At 70.2% G+C, this 20483-nt stretch carries 17 protein-coding genes; 3 read left to right on the top strand and 14 right to left on the bottom strand.

Annotated elements, in window-relative coordinates; translation table 11 throughout:
• Positions 1-62: 62 nt before the first annotated feature.
• The 7 genes from ACFWIW_RS20660 to ACFWIW_RS20630 form a co-directional block, all read right to left on the bottom strand.
• Positions 63-545 (bottom strand): helix-turn-helix transcriptional regulator, encoded by a 483-nt coding sequence (locus tag ACFWIW_RS20660; protein WP_125694323.1) that lies wholly within the window; start codon positions 543-545, stop codon positions 63-65.
• A gap of 117 nt (positions 546-662) precedes the next feature.
• The gene (locus tag ACFWIW_RS20655; RefSeq protein WP_378369912.1) at positions 663-1625 is read right to left on the bottom strand and encodes a bifunctional riboflavin kinase/FAD synthetase; all 963 of its coding nucleotides are present in this window, start codon (positions 1623-1625) and stop codon (positions 663-665) included.
• Positions 1626-1765: 140 nt separating this feature from the next.
• The gene (gene truB / locus ACFWIW_RS20650; protein ID WP_378369911.1) at positions 1766-2689 is read right to left on the bottom strand and encodes a tRNA pseudouridine(55) synthase TruB; all 924 of its coding nucleotides are present in this window, start codon (positions 2687-2689) and stop codon (positions 1766-1768) included.
• A 29-nt stretch (positions 2690-2718) separates the two neighbouring features.
• The gene (locus ACFWIW_RS20645) at positions 2719-4029 is read right to left on the bottom strand and encodes a nitrate/nitrite transporter (protein ID WP_378369910.1); all 1311 of its coding nucleotides are present in this window, start codon (positions 4027-4029) and stop codon (positions 2719-2721) included.
• 148 nt (positions 4030-4177) lie between these two features.
• Positions 4178-5500, bottom strand: a complete 1323-nt coding sequence (locus tag ACFWIW_RS20640; RefSeq protein WP_378369909.1) for an MATE family efflux transporter — start codon at positions 5498-5500, stop codon at positions 4178-4180.
• Between the two features lie 9 nt (positions 5501-5509).
• A complete protein-coding gene (locus ACFWIW_RS20635) occupies positions 5510-6178 on the bottom strand; it encodes a M15 family metallopeptidase (protein WP_378369908.1) in 669 nt (222 codons plus the stop codon).
• A 25-nt stretch (positions 6179-6203) separates the two neighbouring features.
• A complete protein-coding gene (locus tag ACFWIW_RS20630; protein ID WP_378369907.1) occupies positions 6204-9224 on the bottom strand; it encodes a BTAD domain-containing putative transcriptional regulator in 3021 nt (1006 codons plus the stop codon).
• A 174-nt stretch (positions 9225-9398) separates the two neighbouring features.
• Here ACFWIW_RS20630 and ACFWIW_RS20625 point away from each other — a divergent pair, with 174 nt between their 5' ends.
• Positions 9399-10652, top strand: coding sequence for an FG-GAP repeat domain-containing protein (locus ACFWIW_RS20625; RefSeq protein WP_378369906.1), 1254 nt, complete (start codon positions 9399-9401; stop codon positions 10650-10652).
• 40 nt (positions 10653-10692) lie between these two features.
• Complete coding sequence (locus tag ACFWIW_RS20620; protein WP_378369905.1) at positions 10693-12030, top strand: FG-GAP repeat domain-containing protein; 1338 nt, start codon at positions 10693-10695, stop codon at positions 12028-12030.
• Between the two features lie 10 nt (positions 12031-12040).
• Here ACFWIW_RS20620 and ACFWIW_RS20615 read toward each other — a convergent pair whose 3' ends face one another.
• Together ACFWIW_RS20615 and ACFWIW_RS20610 are read right to left on the bottom strand one after the other, a co-directional pair.
• Positions 12041-13192 carry a preprotein translocase subunit SecY gene (locus tag ACFWIW_RS20615; RefSeq protein ID WP_378369904.1) on the bottom strand — a complete coding sequence of 384 codons (1152 nt, stop codon included), beginning with the start codon at positions 13190-13192 and terminating at the stop codon, positions 12041-12043.
• A gap of 52 nt (positions 13193-13244) precedes the next feature.
• Positions 13245-14240, bottom strand: a complete 996-nt coding sequence (locus ACFWIW_RS20610; RefSeq protein ID WP_378369993.1) for a bifunctional oligoribonuclease/PAP phosphatase NrnA — start codon at positions 14238-14240, stop codon at positions 13245-13247.
• Between the two features lie 40 nt (positions 14241-14280).
• Between ACFWIW_RS20610 and ACFWIW_RS20605 the strand changes: the two genes are divergently transcribed.
• A complete protein-coding gene (locus ACFWIW_RS20605; RefSeq protein WP_378369903.1) occupies positions 14281-15324 on the top strand; it encodes a TRM11 family SAM-dependent methyltransferase in 1044 nt (347 codons plus the stop codon).
• Positions 15325-15401: 77 nt separating this feature from the next.
• Here the strand turns inward: ACFWIW_RS20605 and ACFWIW_RS20600 are convergent, their stop codons facing one another.
• The 5 genes from ACFWIW_RS20600 to ACFWIW_RS20580 form a co-directional block, all read right to left on the bottom strand.
• Positions 15402-16280, bottom strand: coding sequence for an alpha/beta hydrolase (locus tag ACFWIW_RS20600; RefSeq protein WP_378369902.1), 879 nt, complete (start codon positions 16278-16280; stop codon positions 15402-15404).
• Positions 16249-16725 carry a 30S ribosome-binding factor RbfA gene (gene rbfA / locus ACFWIW_RS20595; RefSeq protein ID WP_007029396.1) on the bottom strand — a complete coding sequence of 159 codons (477 nt, stop codon included), beginning with the start codon at positions 16723-16725 and terminating at the stop codon, positions 16249-16251. Before rbfA ends, ACFWIW_RS20600 begins: the two co-directional genes overlap by 32 nt.
• 27 nt (positions 16726-16752) lie before the next feature.
• Positions 16753-17046 (bottom strand): DUF503 domain-containing protein, encoded by a 294-nt coding sequence (locus tag ACFWIW_RS20590; protein WP_240598102.1) that lies wholly within the window; start codon positions 17044-17046, stop codon positions 16753-16755.
• Positions 17047-17120: 74 nt separating this feature from the next.
• A complete protein-coding gene (gene infB / locus ACFWIW_RS20585) occupies positions 17121-20138 on the bottom strand; it encodes a translation initiation factor IF-2 (RefSeq protein WP_378369901.1) in 3018 nt (1005 codons plus the stop codon).
• Positions 20139-20283: 145 nt separating this feature from the next.
• The gene (locus ACFWIW_RS20580) at positions 20284-20478 is read right to left on the bottom strand and encodes a YlxR family protein (protein ID WP_378369992.1); all 195 of its coding nucleotides are present in this window, start codon (positions 20476-20478) and stop codon (positions 20284-20286) included.
• Between the last annotated feature and the right edge of the window lie 5 nt (positions 20479-20483).

Below are 20483 nucleotides of genomic sequence, written 5' to 3'. Positions count from 1 at the left end.
CCCGTGACTCGCGTGATCAGAGCCGTAACCCGCGTGCTTGGAGGCGTAACTCACGAGTCACGTCAGGAGCCGTTCTTGGCCGCCCGGCGCAGCAGATCCGCCAGGGACGGGAAGTCGTCGTCGAGCAGCTTCGCGGCTTCGGTGAGGTCTTCGTCCTCGCCGATGTCCCGCAGGGCCGCGAGCACACCCTGGTCGTCGGCGACGGCGCCGACCGGGATGCTGTCCCTGCCCACCGTCGGCCGCGAGTCGCGGACGTCTTCCAGCGCCTCCTGCATGGCCTTGCGGTCCCCGGCGGCGACCGCGGGGACGAGCACCTTGCGCTCCAGCATGATCATCTTGGCGAGGACGACCGGGTTCCCGATCTTCGCGCGGCGCCCGCTCATCACCTGGCTGAGCATGGGCGCGCTGATGCCGAGGACCTCGGCGAGGAAGGCCTGGGAGATGTCGAAGGCGACGACCAGTCTCCGCACGCGATCGCCGAGCGGCTCCCCGTACCACTCCTTCTGCAGCGCGATGTTCCGCTGGACGATCTTGTGGTCCTCCACCTGGTCCGCTCCCCTAACCCCATCGAACGCCATGCGCGCGGTCCGTGACATCTTGCCACCGGAACGCACGCGGGCGGGCATGTTTGTCGATTCTCCTCCGGCCGGGGCCGGGTCCGGTCAGTCCTGCTCGCCGAGCAGTTCCCTGGTCCGCTTGACGTCCTCGTCGATCTGCTTCACCAGACCTTCCGACGTCGGGAAACGGACCTGATCCCGCAGCTTGGCGACGAAATCGAGCGAAACGTGCTGTCCGTAGAAATCCTCGTCGATGTCGAGGACGAAGGCCTCGACGGTGCGTTCCCGCCCGGAGAAGGTCGGGTTGGTACCGACGGACACCGCCGCGCGCAGCCGTCGGCTGGAATCCGACGAACGGGTGAACCAGGCGCTGTAGACCCCGTCGGCGGGCACCGCCGCGAACCGCGGCGTCGACAGATTCGCCGTCGGATAGCCGAGGTCGTGCCCCCGGCCGTCGCCCCGGACGACGATGCCCTCCAGCCGATGCGGCCTGCCGAGCGCCTCGGACGCCGCCACGACGTCCCCGGCGTCGATGCACGAGCGGACGTAGGTCGAGGAGAACGTGATGTCGTTGTCCGCCTGCTCCTGCGCGAGCAGACCCTGCAGCTCCGCCCCCTGTGCCACGAAACCGAACCGCTTCCCCAGCGTGCGGAGCAGGCCGACGTCACCGGCCGCCTTGGCGCCGAAGGTGAAGTTCTCCCCCACGATCACCGCGGCCGCGTGCAGTTTGTCCACCAGTACCTCGTGCACGAACTCGTGCGCCGTCAGCCGCGACAGCTCCAGGGTGAACGGCAGTACGCAGAAGACGTCCGCCCCGAGGCCCTCGACCAGTTCCGCCTTGCGGCGCAACGTGGTCAGCTGCGCGGGATGGCTGCCCGGCCGGATCACCTCGGAGGGATGCGGGTCGAAGGTCAGCACCACACTCGGCACGCCGCGTTCGGCGGCGGCGCGGACCGTCCTCGAAATCAGTTCCTGATGACCGCGGTGCACGCCGTCGAAGACGCCGATCGTCACCACGCACCGTCCCCAGCTCCCGGGGAGGTCACCCAAACCACGCCAACGCTGCACTTCTAGCCCCGTCTCCTCAGGCCCGCTCCGTGCACCACCCTAGGCCGTGTCCTGCGCGGCACGCTTCTCGCCCAGGCGGCCTCTGACTCGTGAGTGGTAAGGACGGTTAGAACCGTCCTTACCACTCACGAGTTCCTTAGCTAGGCGGGCAGCAACACGACCACCGACCGGGCCAGTCCGCCTTCGTCCGCCGCGAGGGCGAGCACCCGGCCGTCCGGCCCGAACATCCCGTACGTGCCCTCGATCCCGGCCGCGGGCACCCTCTGTCCATATCGGACCGCCTGCGCGGTGCGGGCGTCCAGATCGCGGCGCGGGAACGCCGCGGCGACGGCGGCGTCGAGGTCCAGCGACAGCTCAGGCTTGTCTTCGAGCTGGTCGAGGGTGCGGGCCTTGGCGAGGGTGAACGGCCCGACCGTGGTGCGCCGCAACGCGAGCAGATGTCCGCCCGCGCCGAGCCCGGCGCCGAGATCGCGGGCCAGCGCCCGGACGTAGGTCCCCGACGAGCATTCGACGATCGCGTCGAGTTCGATCCGGCCCGGCTCGCGGCGGGTGGCGAGCAGATCGAAACGGTGCACGGTGACCGGTCGCGGCGGGATCACGACCTCTTCGCCCGCCCGGACCCGGGCGTACGCGCGTTTGCCGTCGATCTTGACCGCGCTGACCGCGCTCGGCACCTGCTGGATGTCGCCGGTCAGCGCGGCGATCCCGGCGGCGATCGCCTCGTCGGTGATCTTCTCGACGACGTCCGGGGCGGCTTCGGCGATCGGCTCTCCCTCGGCGTCGTCGGTCGTGGTGGACAGTCCCAAGGAGAGGGTCGCGAGATAGGTCTTGCGGTCCAGGGCCAGATGGCCGAGGAGTTTCGTCGCGCGTTCGATGCCGAGCACGAGGACGCCGGTGGCCATCGGGTCGAGGGTGCCGGCGTGCCCGACCTTGCGGGTGCCCATGAAGCGACGCGCCTTGGCGACGACGTCGTGGGAAGTCATCCCGGACGGTTTGTCGACGATGACGAGACCGGGCGGCGGGGCGGGACGTTTCTTGGCTTGAGCCTGATTGGGGCGCGACACGGGCCGAACCCTATCTTTCGGCCCCTCGCCTAGGACGAGACGGGCAGCGGCGCTTCGGCGTCCCAGCGGCGGCGCCGGATCTGCACCGGGATCGCCTCACCGCGGGCCTCCGCTTCGAACAGCAAGGCGCGGGTGCGCCGCCACCACACGAGCATCCGGAAGGTGCCGAACGCGAGCACCGCGATGACCGAAAGCAGCGCCAGGCGGAACGTGCCGCCCGTCCATTCCAGCAGCACGCCGACCGCGAGCGCCGAGATCGTCGTGGCCACGAAGCCGCCGACGTTCACCACACCGGTCGCGGTGCCCACGCGCGAGAGCGGGTTGTAGTCCCGCGCCAGCGCGAAACCGATCATCGACGCCGGGCCGCCCAGGGAAAGGAACGCGAACACGGGGACCAGGACGGCGACCGGCATCGTCCCGCTCCAGCCGAGCAGGATCGCCCACATCACCGCGGCGCCGCCGATGTACCCGCCGACGAGCGGCATCCGCAGCGACGGGCGCCGTCCGATCAGCCCGCCGATCACCGGGCCGCCGATCATCGAGCCGAATACGAACACGATCAGCAGCGAACTCGCGGTGGCCTTCGGATATCCCTGTCCCTGCACCAGGAACGGGACACCCCACAGCATGGTCAGCACGTTGGGCGCGAACATCGTGCTGAAGTGGACCCAGAACCCCAGCCGGGTGCCCGGCGTTCGCCACGCCTCGGCGACCTGGCGGCCCAGCACCTTCGGATGGACCTTTTCGCGCACGGGCTCCGGCATGCCGCGCGGGATGTCTTCGACGCGGAGGGCGACGACGGCGGTGTACAGCGCCGTCACCAGGCCGACGACGAGGAACGTCGAGGTCCAGCCGGGACCGTCGAGCAGCAGGCCCAGCGGGAGGGTCGCGGCGAGGTTGCCGACGTACCCGATGGCCCCGGTCAGCGCGGCGAGCAGGGCGTACTGGCGGCCGGGGAAATGCGCGGCGATGAGCCGCAGGATGCTCACGAAGGTCAGGGCGTCGCCGAAGCCGACGACGGCACGGGCGAGCAGGCCGAGCGGGTAGGAGTCGGCGACCGCGAGCAGGATCTGGCCGAGCCCGAGGAAGAACACGGCGCCGGTGAGCACCCGTCGCGGGCCGTAGCGGTCGACGAGGACGCCGGTGGGGATCTGCATCGCGGCGTAGACACCGACCTGCAGGACGGTGAACGTGCCGAGCGCGGCCGCGCCGACCCCGAACCGGTCGGCGGCCTGGAGCCCGGCGACGCCGAACGAAGTGCGGTGGAAGACGGCGAGGAGATAGACGGTGACGGCGGCGAACCAGATGAACCAGGACCGGCGGGTGGCTCGGCCTGTCACAGTGTTTCCTCCTCGGAACGGTTTCGGGCGCAAGGACGCCCGCACTGCCGCCCCATATAGTTGTAGCTCCTAAGCAACGGTGAAACAAAGCCGTTACCTGGGTGGTTTTCGCCACAGCACGGCACACGCGAGGACCGCATCCAGAGGACTAAACGCGGACGGCGCCTTCCACGGCCCACCGGCCCGAGCGCCACCGCACCAGCAGGGTCGCCAGCCGCAGCAGCATGAACAGCGAGAGCCCGGTCCAGATCCCGGCCAATCCCCAGCCGAAGGCCAGCGACAGCCAGATCAGCGGCAGGAACCCCGCCGCCGCGCTCAGCAGGGTCGCGTTGCGCAGGAAGGCGGCGTCTCCCGCGCCGAGCAGGACGCCGTCCAGCGCGAACACCACCCCGGCGATCGGCTGCAGCGCGACGAAGAACCACCACGCGTGCGGGATCTGGCCGAGTACGGCCGCGTCCGAAGTGAACACCCGCGGCAGCACCCCGGCCACCGACGCGAACACGACGCCGAGGAAGCAACCGAACACCAGGCCGTACCCGGTGATCTGGTTCGACACCCCGCGCGCCCGTTTGCTCGCCCCGGCCCCGAGCGCGGCGCCCACGAGCGACTGCGCGGCGATCGCGAGCGAGTCCAGCACCAGCGCGAGGAAGGTCCACAGCTGCAGCACGACCTGGTGCGCGCCGACGGCCTCGGTGGACGTCCGCGCGGCGACCGCGGCCGCCGAGACGAAGCACGCCTGGAACGCGAGGCTGCGCAGCACCAGATCCCGGCCGAGGCCAAGCTGGGCGCGCATCACCTTCGGCTCCGGGCGCAGCGGGACCCGCTCCCGCACCAGTGCCGCGATGAACAGCGACGCCGAGATCACCTGCGCGACGACGTTCGCGATCGCCGAACCTTCCAGCCCCCAGTCCGCGCCGTACACCAGCACCGGGCACAGCACGGCCGAGATCCCGTTGCCCGCCAGGACATAGCGCAACGGTTTCGCGGAGTCCTGCACGCCGCGCATCCAGCCGTTGCCCGCCATCGTGATCAGGATGAACGGCGTGCCGAACAGGGCGATCCGCAGCCAGGAGACGGCGGCGTCGGTGATCGCGTCGTCCCCGGACAGGACGCGGGCGATCGGCGCGGCCAGCAGCTGCCCGGCGACGATCACCACCAGCCCGACGATCACCGCCAGCCAGGTCGCCTGGACGCCTTCGCGGACGGCGTCACCACGACGGCCGGCGCCGTGCAGCCGCGCCGTCCGCGACGTGGTGCCGTACGACAGGAACGTCAGCTGGCTCGAAACCTGCGACAGCACGACACCGCCGACGGCGAGCCCGGCCAGCGGCAGCGCGCCGAGATGCCCGACGACGGCCGTGTCCACCAGGACGTACAGCGGCTCGGCGGCGAGGACGCCGAGCGCGGGCACGGCGAGGCCGAGGACGCGTTTCGGCGGGACGCGCTCGTCGGGTTCGGAAGCTTCAGCCACCACCGCAGACTAAAGGTCTGGTACGACAGTCCCATCCGCCGGACCGAAGCGGGCGTGCTTCACCCCGGTGGCGAACGCCCAGTACCGGTCCCCGTAGGACCAGTGCCACCATTCGCTCGGGTAGTTCACGAAGCCGGTCGCGGTCATCGCGTCGATGAGCGTTTCCCGGTTCGCGCGGGCCTCGGGGCCGATCAGCGCGGACTCGGTGAAGCATTCCGTCCCGTACTCCGGCGGCGTCGCGTTCACTTCGGTCCCCATCGGCAGTTCGACGCCGTCGACCGTGCACAGCGTGAGATCCACCGCTCCCCCGGCGACATGCGGCGCGACTTCGGGCGGCGACACGTAGGTGGCGGCTTCGGCGGCCACCTGTCCGGACGACCAGTCCGGGTTGGCGCGCGCGATCCGCGCCATACTGTCCGCGAAGTACCGCTCCTGCACCTCCTTCGGCCGGAACCCCTCGACGACGAGCAGCCGGAGCCCGCGCGGGAGCTGGCATTGCGCCGCGACGAGCCGGTCGGCGACGCTGAGCCGCACGTGCGCGAAGGCACCCCGTTCGTCGGCGAGCCGGCGATCGATCCGGATGGCATCGGTTTCCCGCAGGTCCACCAAGGGTTCCCCGCATTCCCGGACGGGCACGGCGGCGATCCGGGAATCCGACAACGACACGAACGAAGACATGGACCCCACTGTCCACGAGCGTCCTTCAGGAACGCTGTAACCCGGTTACAGGAGAGAGTTCCCGGTACTCGCGGGCGCCGTAGGTCCGGAAGATCTCGCACGCCTCCGCGGTCATCCGCTCCCCGGCCCGCACGTCGCCGAGCGCGTCGTGGACCTGGGCGAGCGTGTGCAGGGTCCGTGCCCGGAACAGTTCGGCGCGCAGGTCGGTCCACCGCTTCAGCGAGTCCTCCAGGCAGTCCTTCGCTTGGTACAACCGGCCTTCGGCGAGATGCACCTCCCCGACGACGCGGAGGGTGCACGCGTGGCCGAAGGCGTCGCCGAGTTCACGGCAGACCTCCAGCGCGCTCTCCGCCAGCCGCCGCGCCGCGACCGAATCCCCGCGCCGCAGCAACGCCTTGGCCAGCGCGCGTTCGGAATACGCGGCCAGCATCCGGTCTTCGGTGCCCTCGAACACCGCGAGCGCGGCACGCGCGAACTCCTCGGCTTCGGCCCACTCGCCGCGCGCCCGGTGATACAGCGACAGGCTGCGCAGCGTCAGTCCTTCGCCGCGGCTGGAGCCCGCCGCCGCGAACGACGCCCGTGCCTCGGTCAGCGCGGTCAGCGCTCCCGGGTATTCGCCCAGTTCCAGCCGCACTGTGCCGGCCAGCCGGTGGACGTGGCCCATCGCCCCCGGATCGTCCAGCCCGGACCACATCCGCCCGGCCCGGTCCAGGAAGTGCACCGCCTCGGGCAGATAGCCCTGCTCACGGCAGGCGGCGCCGAGCGCGGCGAGGGTGGCGGCCTCGCCGCGGACGTCACCGGCGGCGCGGAACATCGACAGCGCCTGGCTCAGATGCGCGCGGGACCGCGGGAAGTCGTCGTGCTCGTAGTACAGCTGCCCGAGCCCCGCCAGCAGAGTCGCCTCGCCCAAGGCGTTTTCGGTGCGGCGGGCGGCGGTGAGCGCCGCGTCGTGGGTGCGGCGCCAGGAGCCGAGCGAATCGTCGAGGACCCGGTTGTGCCCGCCGAACGCGGTACCGCACAAGGCCGACGAGAGCCCGACCGCGATGTCGACCAGGTCCAGTGCCGCCGCCAGTTCGACGGCCGTGGTCATCGCCTCCTCCTCGGCACGGAACCATTCGTACGGCTTCGCCACCACCCGCCGGGCGATCTCCTCCCCGACCGGACGGCCCAGCCGGGAGATGCCCTGTATCGAGGGCACGACCGGCGGCAGGGTCTCGTTGATCCGTCCGACCAGCCAGATCCAGGCACCGAGCACCCGCTCGACGGTGGCGGCCCGGTCCGCGGCGGACTCCTCCGCCACGGCACGTTCCAGCGCGAACAGGCGGACCAGGTCGTGCAGCCGGTATCGCATGAGCCCCAAGGGATCCACGCCGTCGACTTCGAGCAGTGACACGTCGACGAGGTCTTCGAGCACCTGCTCCGCGTCGTCCGGATCGGCTTCCGTCGCCGCCGCGGCGACCCACGCGGGGAAACGCGTGAGACCGAGCAAACCCAGCCGTCGCAACGCGGTCCGCGCCGCCTTGGGCAGGAGCGTGTAGCTCAGGTTGATACTGGCCCGCACCTCCTGATCGCCCACCACCAGTTCGTCGAGACGGCGCTGCTCCTGGGCGAGGCGGTTCGCCAGCCGGGACAACGACCACTGCCGCCGGGACACCAGCCGCGCGCCGGCGACGCGGATCGCGAGCGGCAACTGCCCGCACAGTTCGGTGATCTCGGCGGCCGAAGCGGGCTCGGTGCTCGCGCGTTCGGCCCCGACGATGCGGGTGAGCAGGTCGAGCGCGGCGTCCGCGGGCAGGACTCCCAGCTCGCAGAAGGTCGCGCCCGCGAGCGCGGGAAGCCGGTTGCGTGACGTGACGATCACCGCGCACCCCGGACCGCCGGGCAGCAGCGGCCGGACCTGCGCCTCGTTGGCGGCGTCGTCGAGCACCACGAGCGTGCGGGTGCCGGCGAGCACCGTGCGGTAGCGGGCGACCCGTTCGTCGAGCGAGCCGGGCGGCGTCGCGCCGGGATCGAAGTCGCGCAGGACGCGGCCGAGTACCTCTTCGGCGCTCGCGGGGCTGTCGGTGGAACCGTGGAGTTCGAGATGCAACTGCCCGTCGGGGAAATGCTCGGCGATCTCGTGCGCGACCCGGTGCGCCAAAGTGGACTTGCCCACGCCGCCCGTGCCGGAGACGACGGCGACCGGCATCCCGCCGGGCCGTACCAAGGTCTCGCGCAGCGCCGCGAGTTCCGGTGCCCGGCCGGTGAAGTCCGGCGGCGGCGACGGTAGCTGCCGCGGAGTGCGGGAAGTGACGGCCGGGAGCAGGGCGGTGTCGGAACGCAGGATCGACTCGTGCACCTGACGCAGTTCCGGGCCGGGATCGATGCCCAGCTCGTCGGCGAGCACCTTCCGGCCGCGCTCGTACACTTCCAGCGCCTCGGCCTGCCGTCCGGACCGGTACAACGCGACCATGAGGCCGCCGCGCAGCCGCTCCCGCGTGGGATGCAGGGTGACCAGTTCGGTGAGTTCCGCGAGCAGCCGCGGCCCCTGCCCCGCCGCCAGATCCGCGTCGACCCGCTCCTCGGTGACGGTCAGCCGCAGCTCGTCCAGCCTGGTCGCTTCGGCGCGCAGGAACGACTCCCCGATCCCGCCGAGCGCGGGACCGCGCCACAGGGCGAGGCCGGTGCGGAAGAGGTCCGCCGCCTCGGTGTGGTCACCGTTCCGCGCGGCCTGCCGTCCCCGTTCCACCAGCTGTTCGAACATGCGCACGTCGAGGGCGTCCTCGGCGACGTCGGCGCGGTAGCCGTTCCGATCGGACACGATGACCTGCGGCAACCCCGCCGCGTCGAACGCGCGGCGCAGTGTCGCGACATACGTCTGCACCACCGCGCGGGCCGTCGTGGGCGGCTCCTCGCCCCAGACCACGCCGATCAGCCGTTCGGCGGGCACGGTCCGGCCGTGGCCGAGCAGCAGCGCGGCGAGCAGCGTGCGCGGTTTGACCCCCGGGAGCGCGATCGGCCCCGACGGGCCCGCCACCTCCATCGGCCCGAGCAGAGAAAACCTCATCCGTCCCTCCCCCAGAGCGGATCCGCCTCCAGCGCCCCTCGCTGTAGCCCGCGTTGAAGCGTGGCTACAGCGGCCTCCCGGAGCCTCTGTGTCGTCCACTCCACATCATGCTCAGGAAAGGTCGTCATGAACAGCTCCGGTTCTCCCAGAGCGGTCCGGTTCGCCTCCGCATTCATGGCCCTCGTGACCCTCGTCGCAGGCTTGCTCACGTTCGGCACGCGAAACGAGGCGAGTGCGGCCTCGACGGTGGGCGGCCCGATCACCCGCGCCGAGATCATCGCGAGGGCCAAGTACTGGTACGACCGGGGCGACACCTGGTACAGCCAGGACCAGTCGGACGCGATCTCCGACGGCACCGGCGGCAAGTACCGGCCGGACTGCTCCGGCCTGGTGGCGATGGCCTGGCATCTGCCCAAGAAGTCCGACGGCTGGGATCTCAACACCGGCGACTTCGAGTCGTATTCGCACAAGTCCTGGCTGCCGAGCCTGCACGATCTGCTGCCCGGTGACGCGCTGCTCAAGAACGGTCACATCGAGCTGTTCGAGAAGTGGGTCGACCCCAAGGACCACTCGGCGGGTGCCTGGGTCTACTCCGAGAACGACTACGGCCAGAAGACCAACCACAACACCAACTCCTGGTCGGAGATGACCACCTACCGCGGTATCCGCTACGACAAGCTCATCGAAAAGTCGCTCGACGGCGGGGACTTCGACGGCAACGGCGCGGGCGACATCTACGCCACCGGCACCGGCACGCTGACGATCTGGAACGGCAAGGGCAACAACAACTTCGGTACCGCTGACCCGATCGGTGGTGGCTGGGACGGCTTCACCCGCCCCGCGGCCGGCGACTTCAACAAAGACGGCAAGACCGACCTCGCCGCCGTCAAGAACGGCACGCTGTACGTCTGGAACGGCAAGGGCGGCAACAAATTCGGCACCGCCGACACCATCGGCGGCGGCTGGGAACCCTTCACCGCACCCGTCGCCGGAGATTTCAACAACGACGGCATCAGCGATCTCTCCGCCGTCAAAGACGGCACCCTCTACATCTGGAACGGCAATGGCGGCAACAAATTCGGCACCGCCGACCCGATCGGCGGCGGCTGGGAACCCTTCACCGCACCCGTCGCCGGAGACTTCAACAACGACGGGAAGACCGATCTGGCGGCGGTGAGGGACGGCAGCACGCTCCACATCTGGAACGGCAAGGGCAGCAACAAATTCGGCGACGCCGACGCCATCGGCGGCGGCTGGACCAACTACCACCGCACCCTGATGTCGCTCGGCGACGTCAACAAGGACGGCCACTCCGACATCGGCGCCATCGACCAGACCACCGGCACCTTCTACCTGTGGAACGGCAAGGGCGGCAACAGGTTCGGCGCGGCCGACGCGCTCGGCGGCGGCTGGCTCCCCCACTTCTGACCCGTTCCGTCCCCACCCCACGACCTTGGAGGGTCGACCAGTGCCGAAGAACTTCACCCGCCGTGCGACCACGGCAGCCCTGACCGTCTTCGCGATCACCGCCCTGTCCCCCGTCGCGCACGCCGAAGAAGATCCGGCCGGTTTGGTGACCGCCGCCTACGCGACGGCCCCGTGCGACCGCTCGGGTACCACCAGCGGGGACGCCGCCCTGGCCACGCGGCTGAACGACACCCTGACCGCGAAGATGCGGGGGTATCTGACCGCGTACCGGATGTCGTGCGCCCGCATGGTCGTCGAAGCCGTCCGCGATCGCGGGCTGAGCCAGAGAGCCGCGGCCATCGCCATCGCCACGGTGATCGTGGAGACGAGTCTCCAGAACATCAGCGAGGAGGTCGATCACGACAGCCTCGGCCTGTTCCAGCAACGCGCGTCCTGGGGCAGCGCGGCGAACCGGCTCGACCCCGTCTGGGCCACCAACGCCTTCCTCGACAAGATGGTGCGGGTGTACCCGAACGGTTCCTGGAGCTCGGCGCCGATCGGCGAGGTGTGCCAGGCGGTGCAGGTCTCGGCCTATCCGGACCGCTACCAGACCGAGGCCGGTGACGCGCAGAAGATCGTCAGCGCGCTGTGGCAGCGCCCGCTCGCGGACGGCGGGGACTTCGACGGCAACGGCGTCGGCGACATCTACGCCACCGGCACGGGCACGCTGACGATCTGGAACGGCAAGGGAAGCAACAACTTCGCCGCGGCCGACGCCGTGGGCGGCGGCTGGGACGGCTTCACCCGCCCCGCGGCCGGCGACTTCAACAAAGACGGCAAGACCGACCTCGCCGCCGTCAAGAACGGCACGCTGTACGTCTGGAACGGCAAGGGCGGCAACAAATTCGGCACCGCCGACACCATCGGCGGCGGCTGGGAACCCTTCACCGCACCCGTCGCCGGAGATTTCAACAACGACGGCATCAGCGATCTCTCCGCCGTCAAAGACGGCACCCTCTACATCTGGAACGGCAAAGGCGGCAACAAATTCGGCACCGCCGACCCGATCGGCGGCGGCTGGGAACCCTTCACCGCACCCGTCGCCGGAGACTTCAACAACGACGGGAAGACCGATCTGGCGGCGGTGAGGGACGGCAGCACGCTCCACATCTGGAACGGCAAGGGCAGCAACAAATTCGGCGACGCCGACGCCATCGGCGGCGGCTGGACCAACTACCACCGCACCCTGATGTCGCTCGGCGACGTCAACAAGGACGGCCACTCCGACATCGGCGCCATCGACCAGACCACCGGCACCTTCTACCTGTGGAACGGCAAGGGCGGCAACAGGTTCGGCGCGGCCGACGCGCTCGGCGGCGGCTGGCTCCCCCACTTCTGACCATTTCCGGTCAGCGGAGGAACGGTTCGTAGCGCCGCTGCCGGCGCAGCGCTTCGATCTGCCGCGTGGTGTCGAGCGAGACACCGACCAGGAAGACGAGCACCACCTGCAGGGTCACCCCGGCGACGAACAACGTCGCCGGGGTGACGCCCAGCAGGGCCAGACCGGTGACCGGGATCAGCGCGACCACTCCCAAGGTGAGCGCTCCGAAGGCGATGATCCGGCGGTTCACGTGATCGAGGTATTCGGCGGTCCAGTTCCCCGGCCGGATCCCGGGGACGAAACCGCCCACGCGCACCAGCTCACCCGCCACCTTGTCCATGTCCTGCCGCACGGCCGCCCTCGCGAAGGCGAAGAGGCAGACGAGGACGAAGTAGACCGCGATCCACCAGGGTCCTCCCAGACCGAAGGGAAGCACCCAGAGCAGGACCGCGGCGAGCACGGCCGGGCTGTTCGCTTGGGGGAAGCGAAGGGGGATGTAGGACGGTGTCCCGCCGAAGGCGCGCCTGCCGATCATCCGCTTCGCGTACTGCACCTGGACGCGGCGCTGTCCCTGCGCGACGACGATCGTGATCACGGTGACCGACAGCGTCACCAGGGCCATCACCACGACGGCCGCCCAGCCCGTCCTTTCGTACAGGCGCAGGAACTCCGGTGGCAGCACCGCCAGGACCTGCGTGAGCAGCAGGATCCGGACGCCGTCGCCGAAACCCCGGTCGGTGATCAGCTCGGTCAGCCGCAGGACCAGCGCGGTGCCCGCGGTCAGGCACGCCACCGTCACGGCTCCGTCCAGGACGTCCAGTCCGCCGGAGACGACCACGCCCACGGCGCCCAGCAGGCCGAGCACGACGACGAGCCGTCGCCGGTACCGCTTCAGCACCCGGGCGCCGGCTTCACCTTCCGCCCGGAGCGCGGCCAGCCGCGGGATCAGGACGATCAGCGCTCGCAGGACGAACGGGGCGGCCAGGCAGGGCAGGACGCCGAACCCGAACACCGTGGACAGACGACCGCCGGTGAGAAGGTCGAGGATCCAACGCAACGAGTGATCGACCAGCGGCAGGCGGGCCGTCTGGGGCGTGGGCAGGCTCTGGCCGAGCCGGAACAGCACGATCACGCCCAGCGTGACCAGGATCCGGCGGCGGAGCGAGGTTCGGTCGTTCATCGTGGCCCACGTTAGGAACCACCGATGAAATTACGATGACACCGTTCGTCGGTCAGAGCAGCGGCGCCCTCGACAAGGCTTCCCGGAGCTTGCCGAGCACCTCGTCGGCCGTGCCCTCCGCGGTGCACCCGGCGGCCTGGCGATGTCCTCCGCCGCCCAGCTCCCCGGCCGCGGCAGACACGTCGACGCCGCCCGCCGAACGGAGCGAGACCGTCCACCGCTGTCGCGGGCCGATCGGTGCGGCCTCCTTGAGCACCACGGCGACCCCGGCCTCCCGAGTGGACCGCACGACGTCGATGACCGCTTCGACCTCCTCGGCGCGGACGGACCGCGCGGCGTCGAGCGTCACGACCGCGTGCGCGAGGCCGAAGCCGCGCGCCTCGTCCGGTTCGAGCCGGGCTCCCGCGAGGACGTCCGAAAGCATCGGCAGCCACGCGAACGGGTGATCGTCGACGATCTCGCGGACCACCTTGTCCGGGTCGACACCGGCTTCGAGCAGCTTCGCGGCCATCAGATGGGTGGAGGGCCGGGCCCGGCGGAACCCGCTCGTGTCCGTGACGAGCCCCGCGTACAGACACCTCGCGATCGGCTCGTCGATCTCGGCACCGAGTTCCTCCAGCAACGCGAAGACGAGGACCGCCGTGGCTTCGGCGGTGTCGTCGACGACGTGGTGCGTGCCGTAGAAGACGTTGGACGCGTGATGGTCGATCACCAGGACGTCGCCTCCCGCCGCGCGGACGGCGTCCACCCGCGGCGCGAGTTTCCCGAGCCTGCCCGGCGTGGGCGTGTCGAGCGCGATCAAGAGCCGCTCGCTCTCCGGCAGCTCGCTCGCGGGGACGTAGAGCCCGCCCTCGTCCAGGCTCCGCAGGGTTTCGGGCATCTCCTCTGGCTCGCCGACGGAGACCCGGACCTTGACACCTCGCTGCTGAAGCGCCCGGCCCAGTGCCAGCGCGCTGCCGAGCGCGTCGGCGTCCGGGCGGACGTGGCCGAGCAGGGTCACGTCGGTGGCGCGCGCCAGGAGGGCGGCGGCTTCCTTCAGGTTCGGCACTGGAGTCGCTGTCACAAGCAGTCAAGCTACGCTCTACCGGATGTCCGAGTACGCGATCCTGGTCTACCCGTCCGCCAACCGGGTCTACACCGACTCCACCCCGGCCCTCCTGCGCGCGGAGCTGGCGGTGTTCGGTCTGTCCGCTTTGGAGACCGAGATCTCCGAGATCGGCGAGACGGAACTCGGCGGCGTCGGCTACCTCACCTTCACCACGCCCGCCCCGCTGAGCGAGCGCGATCTCGCGCTCCTTTCGAACCTTTCGGCGCTGTACGCGCTGTTCGAACGCGGCGACGGCGTCCTGAAGCCGGTGACGATCAGCCCGCTCGCGAACTTCGACTCGGATCTGCTGACCATCCAGAAGTACCCGGGCAAGACGAACGAGCTGTTCACCAAACTCCTCGTCAACGTCACCCTCCTGTCGATGGCGGACCCGGCCGCCATGCTGGACAAGCCGCTGCACCTGCTCGACCCGCTCTGCGGCCGCGGCACCACGCTGAACCAGGCGATGATGTACGGCTTCGACGCCACCGGGCTCGACGTCGATGGCAAGGATTTCGACGCCTACGAGATGTTCGTCAAGACCTGGCTGAAGCAGAAGCGGATCAAGCACAGCGCCGAATCCGGTCAGGTGCGCCGCAACAAGGTCCGGCTCGGCAGGCGGCTGGACATCGGCTTCGGGATCACCAAGGAGCGGTACAAGGCGGGCGAGGTCCGCCGGCTGAGCTACCTCAACTGCGACACGCTCACCACCGACGAGCTGCTGCGGCCGAACTCGGTGGACCTCATCGTCACCGACGCCCCGTACGGCGTGCAGCACGGCAGCCACCGCACCCAGGACGCGTCGCTTGCGCGCAGCCCGCGCGATCTGCTCGCGGCCGCGGTCCCGGTGTGGACACGGGTGCTGCGCCCGGGCGGCGCGCTCGGCATCTCGTGGAACACCAACGTCGCGCCGCGCGAGGAGCTCGCCGCGATCCTGGACAAGGCGGGCCTGGAGGTCCGCGAGGACGGCCCGTACGCCGGCTTCGCCCACCGGGTGGACCAGGCGATCGTGCGGGACCTGATCGTCGCGTCGAAACCCGCCTGACCCCTTCTTCCGCGTTTCGCCCACTGAATGCGGTGGTCGGTATCGCGAACTACCGCATCCAGAGGACGAAACGCGGGTCAGGCGAGGCGTTCCCCCACGAACTTCAGCACGTCGGGCATGATCTCGCGCCAGTAATCGTCGTTGTGCGCACCGGGCGACATCTTCGCGACGGCGGGATCCAGGGCCTTGATGAGCTTGCGGTCGGCACGGGCGAAGGGATCCGAGTTCCCGCACCACACCCCCGTCGACTCGGCGGAAAGGTCGCCGGTGTGCAGCAACGGCTCGTGCGATTCCCACTGCGCGCGATCCGCGAACACCTTGCGGGACTTGGCATCGGGCCAGCTGACGAACAGTGCCGCGCTGGCGACGGCGACGGCCTTGAGGTTCTTGTGGTCGCGGGCGTAGCGCAGGGCGCCGAACCCGCCCATCGAGATCCCGAACATCGCCGACGGCGGCCGCAGCTGGCGCTGGGCGAGCCAGCCGGGCAGCTCGTCGGACAGCATCCGTTGCGGGTCGTCGGCCTTGCCGACGTCCACCCAGTAGTTGTCCCCGTCGACGGCGGCCACCGCGAAGCCCGGCAACCCGGCCGCGACGGCCCGGTTCAGCGCGTCCCGCACGCCCAGGTTCAGGAACGTCCGGGCGTCCGCGCCGCGCCCGTGCAGGGCGACGCAGACCGGCATCCCGACCCGGGACACGCCGTCCGGCGCGATGATGACGAGGTTGACGTCACGGTTCCGCGCCGCCGACCGCATCTTCTGCACCGTGACCGCTTCGGTGAGCGGGGTCGGCGTGGTCGGTGGGGCCACTGGCGGCGGCCCCACCAGGGGTGGATTCTCGGCGCCGCAAGCGGAAATCAGCGCCGAGCCGCCGAGAGCCGCGGCTCCCAGCAGGAGACCACGCCGCGTGACGGCGTGGTCCGGTCCCTCAGCGACGGGTCTCCTCGTCGGCGAACTCATCGTCTTCGGCCTCTTCCCGCGGCGGCTTGTACGGGTCGGCTTCGCCGGCGTGCTGCGCCCCAGTGGCCCGCCGGGCGACCTCCGCATCGGCTTCCCGCGCCTTCGCGAGAAGGTCTTCGATGCGCTTGGCGTCCTCAGGAATACTGTCGGCCACGAAGGCCAGCGTCGGAGTGTAGCGGACTCCGGTGCCCTGACCGACCTTCGTGCGCAGCACACCGCGGGCGGATTCGAGCGCCGCCGCGGCACCGGCGTGGTCGGGCGTGGATTCCAGGTTCTCGCCGAGCACCGTGTAGTAGACCGTGGCGTCGTGCAGATCCGCCGTGATCTTCGTGTCGGTGATCGTCACGTGGTTCAGCCGCGGATCCTTGATGTCGTGCTCGATCGCGTGCGCGACGATCTGTGAGATCCGCTTGGCGAGCTTACGAGCCCGAGCGGGGTCGGCCATGGGTTTTCGTCTCCTCGAAAGATTTACTCAGTCGTCCGGGCCGAGCAGCCGGTGGCGTGTGGAGAGCAGTTCGAACTCCGGTCTTCCGGCCACGAGGCGCTCACACGAGTCGAGCACGTCACGAACGTGCTCGCCACTCGCCGCGACCACGGCCACACCGATCAGCGCGCGCCGGTGCAGGTCTTGATGGCCCGCTTCGGCGACGGAGACGTCGAAACGCCTGCGCACCTCGGCCAGCACCGGTTTGATCACGGATCGCTTCTGCTTGAGCGAATGGACGTCGCCCAGCAGGATGTCGAGCTCAAGAGCTCCTACGAACATGTGGGGTTCTGGGTTGTTTCGAAGGTGAAGCGGCGCTCCCCCGCCCAGCTGCGGAGGAGCGCCGCCCGTGTCACTTACGCACGCGGCTTTTCGCGCTGCTCGTAGGTCTCGATGATGTCGCCGACCTTGAGGTCGCTGTACGACCCCAGCGTCAGACCACACTCGTACCCGTCGCGAACCTCGACCACGTCGTCCTTGAACCGCCGCAGCGAGCTGATCGGCAGGTTCTCGGCGATGACGGTCGCGTCGCGGAGCAGACGGGCCCGCGCGTTGCGGCGGATCTCGCCCGAGACGACGAGACAACCGGCGATGGTACCGATCTTCGACGACTTGAAGACGTCGCGGATCTCCGCCTTGCCGAGCTCGACCTCTTCGTACTCCGGCTTGAGCATGCCCTTCAGAGCCTGCTCGATCTCCTCGATCGCCTGGTAGATGACCGTGTAGTACCGGACGTCGACGCCTTCGCGGGTGGCCCGCTCGGTCGCCTTGCCCTGCGCACGGACGTTGAAGCCCAGGACGATCGCGTCGGACGCGGTCGCCAGGTCGATGTCCGACTCGGTGACGCCACCGACACCGCGGTGCACGACGTTGAGTTCGACGTCGTCGCCGACCTCGAGCTGCACCAGCGAGGCTTCGAGCGCCTCGACGGTACCGGAGTTGTCACCCTTGATGATCAGGTTGAGGCTGTTCGTCTCCTTCAAGGCGGAGTCGAGGTCCTCGAGGCTGACCCGCTTGCGGCGCGACGCGTTGAGGGCGTTGCGAGTCCGGGCGGAGCGGCGCTCGGCGATCTGCCGGGCGACGCGGTCCTCGTCGACCACCAGGAAGGTGTCGCCCGCGCCCGGCACCGAGGTGAACCCGATGACCTGGACGGGACGCGACGGGTACGCCTCCGTGACGTCGACGTTGTGCTCGTCGACCATCCGGCGGACGCGGCCGTAGGCGTCACCCGCCACGACCGAGTCACCGACGCGCAGCGTGCCTCGCTGGACCAGCACCGTGGCCACCGGACCGCGACCGCGGTCGAGGTGGGCCTCGATCGCGACACCCTGGGCCTCCATGTCCGGGTTGGCCCGGAGGTCCAGCGCGGCGTCGGCGGTCAGCAGGATCGCCTCGAGCAGGCCGTCGATGTTGATGTTCTGCCGCGCGGAGATCTCGACGAACATCGTGTCGCCGCCGTACTCCTCGGCGACCAGGCCGTACTCGGTCAGCTGCTGCCGGATCTTGTCCGGGTTCGCGCCTTCCTTGTCGATCTTGTTGATCGCGACCACGATCGGCGCCTTGGCGGCCTGCGCGTGGTTGATCGCCTCGACCGTCTGCGGCATCACACCGTCGTCGGCCGCCACCACGATCACCGCGATGTCGGTCGAGTTGGCACCACGGGCACGCATGGCGGTGAACGCCTCGTGACCCGGGGTGTCGATGAAGGTGATCAGGCGCGGGGTGCCTTCGAGCTCGGTCTCGATCTGGTAGGCGCCGATGTGCTGGGTGATGCCACCGGCTTCACCTTCGCGCACCTTCGTCTTGCGGATCGTGTCGAGCAGGCGGGTCTTACCGTGGTCGACGTGACCCATGATGGTCACGACCGGCGGGCGGACCTGCAGATCCTCTTCCTCACCCGCGTCTTCGCCGTAGGTGATGTCGAAGGTCTCGAGCAGCTCCCGGTCCTCTTCCTCGGGACTGACGACCTGAACGTTGTAGTTCATTTCGCCGCCGAGCAGTTCCAGGATGTCGTCGGACACCGACTGCGTCGCCGTGACCATCTCACCGAGGTGGAAGAGCACCTGCACCAGCGAAGCCGGGTTGGCGTCGATCTTCTCGGCGAAGTCGGTCAGCGAGGCACCACGCGGCAGGCGGATCGTCTCGCCCTGCCCCTTGGGCAGACGGACACCACCGACGCTGGGCGCCTGCATGTTGTCCATGTACTCCTGGCGCTTCTGCCGCTTCGACTTGCGGCCCTTGCGCGAGGGACCACCGGGACGCCCGAAGGCACCCGCGGTACCGCCACGGCCACCGGGGCCGCCACGACCGCCGCCGCCACGGAAACCGCCGCCACCGGCCGGGGCACCGCCGCCGCCACCGGGGCCACCGCCACCGGGTCGGAAACCGCCGCCACCGCCGCCGGGACGGAAACCGCCACCGCCGCCGCCACCGGGACCGCCGCGGAAACCGCCGCCGCCGCCACCGGGACCGCCACGAGCGCCGCCACCGGGACCACCACGGGCTCCGCCACCGGGACCACCACGGCCGCCACCGGGACCACCGGCCGGACGGGCCGGGCGGCCCGGCATCATGCCGGGGTTCGGCCGCGGGGGCATGTTGCCCGGGCTCGGCCGGTTACCACCGGGCGCGCCGCCACCGGGGCGGGGAGCCGGACGGTCGCCGCCCTGGCCACCACCGGGACGCGGCGGACGGTTGTCGCCGCCCTGCTGGCCGCCACCGGGACGGGGACCGGACGGACGCGGGGCCGGAGAACCGGAACCCACACCGAACGGGTTGTTGCCGACACGCGGGGTGCGCGGGCCGGGCTTCGGGCCACCGGGCTTGGGGCCCTGCGGCTTGGGCGGCACGACCGAACCCTGCGACGGCGTCTGGGACGCCGGCGGGGTGGCCGGGGCTGCCGGGGTCTCCTTCTTCGGCTCGGCCGGAGCGGCCTTCGCCGCCGGAGCGACCTCTTCCTTGGGCGCCGGCGGCCGAGGGCCGGGGCGCGGACCCGGGCGGGCGCCCGGGGTGGCGGGACGGGACGGCTGCTGGGCCGGGGCCGACGGTGCGGACGCCGCCGGAGCGGGCGTCGCGGGGGCGGCCGGGGCCTCGGACTTCGCCGCGGGCGCGGGCTGAGCGGGCTTCGCGGCCGGAGCCGGGGCAGCGGGCTTCGCGGGAGGCGCGGGCGAAGGGCGCGGGCCGGGGGTCGGAACCGGCTTCTTCTTGCCGTCCTTCGACGGGTACGCGTCACGCAGACGGCGGGCGACCGGCGCCTCGACGGTGGACGACGCGGACTTCACGAACTCGCCCTGTTCCTTCAACTTGGCGAGAACTTCCTTGCTGGTGATGCCGAGCTCTTTCGCGAGCTCATGTACTCGGGCCTTGCCTGGCACAGCTCTCCTCATCTGGGGAGGCCGGCGGCAGACCCGCAGACCTCGTCCTATTGTCGCGCGTTCATTGATTCAGCTTCACGGCTGACTCATGACGGGTCGACCTGCTTCCTGATTCCATCCGGCACCGGGGATGTCCCGGCGCCCTTTAGCCTTCGGCGTGCCGCTCCAGGCGTTCGTGGACACCCTGGGCGTCGAGCGACCCTGGAACACGAAGTGCCCGGGGGAACGCCCTGCGCCGCTCGGCCTTGGCCAGACAGTCCGGCACGGGATGCAACCAGGCACCCCGGCCCGGCAATCGCCGACGTTCGTCGACGACCAACCGACCGTCCGCCGCGACCACTCGCA

The sequence above is a fragment of the Amycolatopsis sp. NPDC058340 genome (genome assembly GCF_042723975.1).
Classification (GTDB): domain Bacteria; phylum Actinomycetota; class Actinomycetes; order Mycobacteriales; family Pseudonocardiaceae; genus Amycolatopsis.
Note: the sequence above shows the minus strand (reverse complement) of the source record. Positions and strands in the feature narration are given on the sequence as shown.

Bases quoted from the DNA above. Each gene is read 5' to 3' on its own strand.
- ACFWIW_RS20635 (WP_378369908.1), bottom strand. From the start codon at position 6,178: ATGTCTTCGTTCGTGTCGTTGTCGGATTCCCGGATCGCCGCCGTGCCC.
- rbfA (WP_007029396.1), bottom strand. From the start codon at position 16,725: ATGGCCGACCCCGCTCGGGCTCGTAAGCTCGCCAAGCGGATCTCACAG.
- ACFWIW_RS20605 (WP_378369903.1), top strand. From the start codon at position 14,281: ATGTCCGAGTACGCGATCCTGGTCTACCCGTCCGCCAACCGGGTCTAC.
- ACFWIW_RS20600 (WP_378369902.1), bottom strand. From the start codon at position 16,280: ATGAGTTCGCCGACGAGGAGACCCGTCGCTGAGGGACCGGACCACGCC.
- ACFWIW_RS20615 (WP_378369904.1), bottom strand. From the start codon at position 13,192: ATGAACGACCGAACCTCGCTCCGCCGCCGGATCCTGGTCACGCTGGGC.
- ACFWIW_RS20630 (WP_378369907.1), bottom strand. From the start codon at position 9,224: ATGAGGTTTTCTCTGCTCGGGCCGATGGAGGTGGCGGGCCCGTCGGGG.
- ACFWIW_RS20590 (WP_240598102.1), bottom strand. From the start codon at position 17,046: ATGTTCGTAGGAGCTCTTGAGCTCGACATCCTGCTGGGCGACGTCCAT.
- ACFWIW_RS20625 (WP_378369906.1), top strand. From the start codon at position 9,399: ATGGCCCTCGTGACCCTCGTCGCAGGCTTGCTCACGTTCGGCACGCGA.